General features: G+C 53.8%; 7 protein-coding genes. 6 read left to right on the forward strand and 1 reads right to left on the reverse strand.

What is annotated here, in order from left to right; all coding sequences use genetic code 11:
- Positions 1 to 11: 11 nt before the first annotated feature.
- The gene (locus ACI4WN_RS06610) at positions 12 to 1,004 is read right to left on the reverse strand and encodes a capsular polysaccharide synthesis protein (RefSeq protein ID WP_439777492.1); all 993 of its coding nucleotides are present in this window, start codon (positions 1,002 to 1,004) and stop codon (positions 12 to 14) included.
- A gap of 300 nt (positions 1,005 to 1,304) precedes the next feature.
- Between ACI4WN_RS06610 and ACI4WN_RS06615 the strand changes: the two genes are divergently transcribed.
- The 6 genes from ACI4WN_RS06615 to ACI4WN_RS06640 form a co-directional block, all read left to right on the forward strand.
- Positions 1,305 to 2,117 carry a LicD family protein gene (locus ACI4WN_RS06615; RefSeq protein WP_439777493.1) on the forward strand — a complete coding sequence of 271 codons (813 nt, stop codon included), beginning with the start codon at positions 1,305 to 1,307 and terminating at the stop codon, positions 2,115 to 2,117.
- A 123-nt stretch (positions 2,118 to 2,240) separates the two neighbouring features.
- Positions 2,241 to 3,131, forward strand: a complete 891-nt coding sequence (locus tag ACI4WN_RS06620; RefSeq protein ID WP_439777494.1) for a phosphotransferase — start codon at positions 2,241 to 2,243, stop codon at positions 3,129 to 3,131.
- Positions 3,131 to 4,021, forward strand: a complete 891-nt coding sequence (locus ACI4WN_RS06625) for an NTP transferase domain-containing protein (protein WP_439777495.1) — start codon at positions 3,131 to 3,133, stop codon at positions 4,019 to 4,021. Before ACI4WN_RS06620 ends, ACI4WN_RS06625 begins: the two co-directional genes overlap by 1 nt.
- An 18-nt stretch (positions 4,022 to 4,039) precedes the next feature.
- Positions 4,040 to 4,975 carry an EamA family transporter gene (locus tag ACI4WN_RS06630; RefSeq protein ID WP_439777496.1) on the forward strand — a complete coding sequence of 312 codons (936 nt, stop codon included), beginning with the start codon at positions 4,040 to 4,042 and terminating at the stop codon, positions 4,973 to 4,975.
- Positions 4,975 to 5,610, forward strand: coding sequence for a sugar transferase (locus ACI4WN_RS06635; protein ID WP_439777497.1), 636 nt, complete (start codon positions 4,975 to 4,977; stop codon positions 5,608 to 5,610). The genes ACI4WN_RS06630 and ACI4WN_RS06635 overlap by 1 nt, the downstream gene beginning before the upstream one ends.
- 51 nt (positions 5,611 to 5,661) lie before the next feature.
- Positions 5,662 to 6,416 (forward strand): DUF1972 domain-containing protein (locus ACI4WN_RS06640; RefSeq protein ID WP_439777498.1); only part of this gene is annotated, 755 nt, incomplete at its 3' end.

The following is a 6,416-nucleotide window of genomic DNA, read 5'->3' on the forward strand; positions in this document are numbered from 1 at the left end:
GTTTCTTCTCTTTAGCCATTATTTCCTCCTTGCGCCACAACTTTTGCAAAATAAGTCCCCTTTTGCAAAAACATCCCCGGCGGGAACTTGTAAGACAGCTTGTGGATACTAGTTTGCTCCTTAATCGCCTGCCAAAAATCCGGCTCATACTGGTCAAATAAGCGCTGGCCTAACAGGTGGGGGGCCCCGCTGTCCACAGGGATTACCTCCGCAAATTCTTCCGGGCAGGCCTCAGCCGCCAGCTGGAAAAAGATGTGGAAAATGTAATAGTCAAGCAACTTGTCATGCCTTCTCCAGTAAGCATAGAGCAGGTCCCGGGTGATCAAAAGCAGCCTGTTTCTTTTCGGGGCAACCAAGAGCCAGTTGGACATGGGGATGGCTTGCCCGTCCCTGCCCGGCTTGACGATCTGGTAGGCAAAGAGGCGGTTTTTAAACAGAAAATCCGGCAAATCCCCGCTGTAAAAAACGGTCGCGTCCGTCCAGATGCCCCCGTAATTGATCAAGAGCTCCAGCCGGATCAAATCGGCTAAATGCGCGCCATCTATAATTCCGCGCTTAATTTTCGCCTGGATTTCCTGGGGAAAAGTCACATAGTCCCGGTAGTTGTCTTCCGTGATCAAGGTCAGCTTCCCCCTCCCCGCGTAAGCCGCCAAAGCTGATTTATAGCAGTGTCTGACAACTTGCGGGGCTTCCGCCAAGCCTTGCAACCAGCAGAACCAGACATAGGGCTGGTCATTTTCAGATTTACTTTTATCCTTCTCTTTTTCCCCAGCATCTTTGTGCAGCTTAACCAAATGGTCAAGCTCCTTCCGGTACCGCCTGGCCAGCTTCTCCTTGACCCGGTACTGGGCGCTGAGGCGGAGGATCTCCAGGGCCTTTTCTTTCGTTCCAAGCAGAAGCAGCTGCCCTGCCGCCAGGGGCAGGTTGCCGGCCGCGGCGTACTGGCGGACCAGGTCCCAGCCTCCTTGCTGTTTAATGAGCTTGCGCAGGTCGCGTGTTTTCATTGGTCATCTCCTTCGCGTGAAATTTTGTAAGCAATAAATTAGCACACAAGTGCAGGATTGTACAAGACCATTTCCCGTTCTTCCGGATTCCGTGCTTATTTTTTACTGACTTTGTGAAAAAATCCCCCGCCTTTTTGCGGCTGTCGCCTAATAGGAAAAAATCTTCTTTTCAGAAATTTCCAGCAACTTTTTGCACGAGGAGGAAAGAATTTCTTAAGTTTTCCAGACTTGACGGGCCATATTTTGGCCTGCTAAATTATTTGACTACAAAGCAAAAAACGAATTTTGAAGGAGACAGACATGCGAAAACTCACAATTAGCGAGATACAAGCGGTCGAACTGGACAATCTCCAGATAATTGACCGGATTTGCCAAGAGCAGGACCTGACCTACTACCTGGCCTACGGGACCCTCTTAGGCGCCGTCCGCAACCAGGACTTTATCCCCTGGGACGATGACACCGACATCTGGATGCCCCGGCGGGATTACGAGGCCTTCATCGCTTACTGCGAAAAAGACCTTCCTGCTCCCTACCGGATCGCGACCCGGGAAAACAGCCCGGGCTATCCCTATGGCCTGGCCCGCTTTAGCAACCAGGACTACGAGTTCGTTTCCACCAAGCCCGCCGAGCAGTTTTCTGCCGGCATCTTCACCGACATCTACCCCTTGGACGAAAACGGCTCTTCCTACCCGGTGGCCCGCCAGCTCTACCGCCGCTGCAAGCTAGTCAACATGGCCTACTACGCCTACGCGGCGACCTGGCCCCAGAACTTTTTGACCAAAAGTGCCCACCAAATTTACAAAAAGGCGGTTGACCGGATCTGGGGCGAGGGCTTTGCCCAGGCCGTTGATGAAAAAATCCAGCGGATCATTTTTACCAAAACGAAAGAGGGCCGGCAGAAGGTCGGCGTCCCGGCCTGGCCGGATGGCGGGGTCCACATGCTGGAGAAAAAACACTTCGGGGAGGGCAAGTACGCCCCTTTTGCCGGGTCCAGCTTCCGCGTTCCGGCTGATCCTGCTCCCATCTTGCGGGAATACTACGGGGACTATGAGAAATTGCCCCCGGCTAAGGACCGCGCTCCCCACCACGACTACAAGATCTATCCCAAATAGTCTTTTAACCATAAGCAGAATTTTTGGTGCAATTAAAAGATGTCATTTTATCTTATCCATCAGCCATGCTAAGCTGTTAGGACAAGATATATCTCGAGTTTTTTAGAAAAAGAAGGTGACCACATGTCCTACTTAAGTCAGCGGGCAGTCACGGCGCTTGCCGTCTTTTTCCAAGCTGACCCTGATGAACTGAATTTCGTGCCTTTACACAAGGGCATGACCAACCACTCCTTCCGCCTGGATTATGGCGGAAAAAGCTACCACTTCCGCCAACCCAGGCCTGGCCGGCAAATTATCGACCGGACCCGGGAAGCCGCGGTCTACCAGGCCATCGCCCCCTACAATTTCTGCGACTCCCCCCTTTACCTGGATCCGGAAACCGGCTATAAGCTCAGCCCCTTTTTACCCCAGGCCCGGTCCTGTAACCCCAAAAAAGAAGCTGACCTAGTCCGCTGGATAGAAAAAATCAAACGCCTGCACCAGGCAAAGATCGCAGTTCCACATAGCTTCGACCTTTTTGCCCAGATCAAGCATTATGAACAAATTAGGGGGCCGCGCCCCTCCCTTTTCCCAGACTACCGGGAAACTAAAGGGCAGATTTTTAGCTTAAAGCCCTACTTAGACACAGTGCCAAAGGAAAGCTGCCTGACCCACCTGGATCCGGTGGCCGATAACTGCCTTTTTTACCGAGAAGGCAGACAAAGCAAACTGCAATTAACCGACTGGGAGTACGCGGGGATGCAGGACCCGCACGTGGACCTGGCCATGTTTGCCATCTACGCCGGCTATGAAAGGGCGGAACTTGATCACTTGCTGGATTTATATTTTGAGAAAAAATGCCCGGAAAATATCAAGAGCAAGATCTACTGCTACATGGCCATTTGCGGCCTGCTCTGGTCCAACTGGTGCGAGGCCTTCCAGCCTAAGCAGGCCCTGGCCCCTTACGGCCGGCGGCAGTACCGCTATGCCAAGGAGTACGCGGCAATAGCTTTGAAAAGAACGGGGGTGGCCTAATGACGTGCGCCGACAACGCGGTAATCTTGGCCGGCGGGACCGGAGCCCGCTTTGCTCCCCTGTCTTATGACAAGCCCAAGGGCCTGATCGAGGTCAAGGGGGAAGTCCTGCTTGAGCGGCAAATCCGCCAGCTCCAGGCGGCCGGGGTTAACGACATCTACATCGTTACCGGCTACAAGAAAGAGCATTTTTACTACTTAAAGGGCAAGTACGGGGTGAAATTGATCGACAACCCTGCCTATGCCCGGCAAAACAGCGCGGCCAGTCTCTGGCTGGCCCGGGGCGTGATCAGAAACAGCTTCATCTGCTCGGCAGACAACTACTTTTTGTCCAACCCTTTCCGCCTGGGCCTGGAAAAGGCCGGCAGCTACTACGCCGGCCAGTACAGCCAGGGTGAAACTGATGAATGGGGCATCACAACTGACCAGGAGGGCTATATCGACCGCGTGACCAGGTCGGCGAAAAATTCCTGGTACATGCTGGGCCATGCCTTTTGGCGGGAAGACTTTTCCCAGCGCTTTTTTCAAATCATGGAGAAAAAGGGAGACGCGGCCAGTGGCAAGTATTGGGAGGAAATTTTTGCCGAAAACTTAGACCTGCTCAAGATGCGGCTGGCCAGGTTCCCGGCCGGCTATATCAAGGAATTCGACAGCCTGGAAGACTTGCGCCAGTTCGACAAGACCTACCAAGAGGATTCCCGGTCCTATATCTTGAAAAAATGCGCCAAAATTCTAGCTACCGATGAAGGACAACTGGACCGGATCAAGCCCATCAAGGGGCGGGGCAACGAGGCGATTGGCTTTCACTTCCGCCATGACGGGCGCCTGTATTGCTACATCTACCAGCTGGGCCGGGTCATCCGCTGCCAGCGGCTGGGGCATTCCTATTAAATAGGAAGGAAGGCGATCATGTTAGCGGGAATTTTAGCTGGCATCACTTGGGCAGTAGAAACCCTGCTCTTAGGCGGGGCGGTGGCTCTGCCGGTTTTCAGCCGGGATTTAGAGGCAGCATTTTTAGCCCCCTTCGTCTGCGCCTTTTTCCATGACACCCTCTCCTGCTTCTGGCTGTGGGGGCAGAGATTAGCGTCCGGGGAAAGGTCTGCCTGGAAAAATTGGCAAAAAGGCGGCGGCTGGATCGTTTTAGCCGCGGCGGTTGGCGGCCCGGTCGGGATGACCGGCTATGTTTTAGCGGTCAAATTCATGGGGCCAGCCTTAGGGGCCGTAGCCTGCGCCCTTTTTCCGGCGGTTGGGGCCCTCCTGGCCCAGCTGCTATTGGGAGAAAGGCTCCCCCTCTCCCGCTGGGTCTGCCTTTTAGCGAGTTTAGCCGGAGTATATGGCTTGACTACTAGCGGGCAAGTGACTGAAGACAATATAGTCTTGGGCCTGGCCAGCGCTATTATGTGCGCCGGCGGCTGGGGACTAGAGGCAGTGATTTTAGCCAAGTGCTTTAAGGGCGGGATCAAGACCGGGCAGGCCTTGCAGATAAGGCAGACTACGGCGGCAGTAATTTCGGGGATGCTTTTGGTCACGGCCCTGCAAGCGGGAGACTTTGTGGGCGAGCTGGTGACTAAAGGGCCGGGTAAGCTGGGATTTTTGCTTGCCGGTGCCAGCGCTATGGCAACGGCCTCCTACTTCTGTTACTACAAGGCTATTGAGCAAGTGGGGCCAAGCAAGGCGATGGCCTTGAACGTGACCTACGCGGCCTGGGCCTTTCTCTTTACGGTTCTGGCGGGCGGCTGGGATTTGGTCAACTGGCAGACTATCTTTTTCGCCGGCCTGGTCTTTGCCGGCAGCATTTTGACGGCGGCAGACTGGCGGGCATTGTTTAAGCGAGGTGATGACTGATGGAAAAAATCAACTACCGGAAAGTAAAGGGGCGGCCGGTCTACCGGACGGCCAGCCGCTTGCTGGATTTGGGCTTGAGCAGCTTAGGCCTGGCCCTCTTCTCCCCCCTGCTTTTATATTTGGCGGTAAAGATCAAATTAGAAGACGGCGGACCGGTTTTATATTCGCAAACCCGGCTGGGCCAAGGGGGGCGGACTTTTAAAATCTGGAAGTTCCGCTCCATGATCGAGGGGGCGGACCAAATGAAGAAAGATTTACTGGAGAAAAATGAGATTGAAGGTGCCATGTTTAAGATCAAGGATGACCCGAGAGTGACCAAAATTGGGAAGATGATGCGGCGGTATAGCTTGGATGAACTGCCGCAGCTGGTCAATGTGCTTAAGGGCGAGATGGCCTTGATTGGTCCCCGTCCGCCCCTGCCGGAAGAAGCCAGGCAATACAGCGCATATGACTGGCAAAGGCTCTTAGTCAAGCCGGGATGCTCTGGCCTGTGGCAGGTGGAGTGCCGGAACGAGGGCGATTTTGACCAGATGGTGCAATTAGACATCAAGTACATCAACCAGCGGTCCCTGTGGCTGGATTTGCGCTTGATTTTTAAAACCCTTGGCCTGCTCTTTAAGCCAACGGGGATGTGAGGAGGGATTTTTCTGAAAGAGAGACATGTATTTATTATCGGTTCCAAGGGCCTGGGCTCTTACGGGGGCTATGAGACCTTCGTCAAGCAGCTCCTCAACCAGCACGCGGATCATGAAAAGATACAGTACCATGTGGCCTGCAAGGAAAACGGGGATGGCGCCATGGAGGGCAGCTACATCCGCTTTAAGTACCGGGGCGCGAATTGCTATAAGATCCGGGTACCGGAAAAGCTGGGCCCGGCACAGGCGATCTATTATGACCTGGCGGCCTTAGACTACGGGATCGATTATTGCAAGAACCATGAGATTGAAGCGCCGATTTTTTACATCCTGGCTTGCCGGATCGGGCCTTTTATGAAGAAGTACGCACGGCAAGTCCACCGCTTAGGCGGGCAGGTCTTCATCAACCCGGATGGGCATGAGTGGCGGCGGGGCAAGTGGCCCTGGCTGGTCCGGAGGTACTGGCAAGTGTCGGAAAGATTGATGGTAAAAAATTGCGACCAGGTGATCTGCGATTCGATTGCGATTGAACGCTATATTTTAAAGAACTACGGCAAGTACCGGCCAGAGACTGCCTTCATCGCTTACGGCAGTCAGCTGGCGGCTAGTCCCTTAGACGACAGCGATCAGCTTTTTACTGACTGGCTGCAGGAGAAAAAATTGCGGACGGGACAGTACCACTTGATCGTGGGCCGGTTTGTGCCGGAAAACAATTTTGAGACGATGATCAGGGAATTTATGGCGAGCAAGAGCCGGAAGGATTTGGCCATTATCACCACGGCTAACGACCGCTTTTTGGCAAAATT

The organism is Lactobacillus sp. (genome assembly GCF_051893255.1).
In the GTDB taxonomy this organism is placed as follows: Bacteria; Bacillota; Bacilli; order Lactobacillales; family Lactobacillaceae; genus Lactobacillus.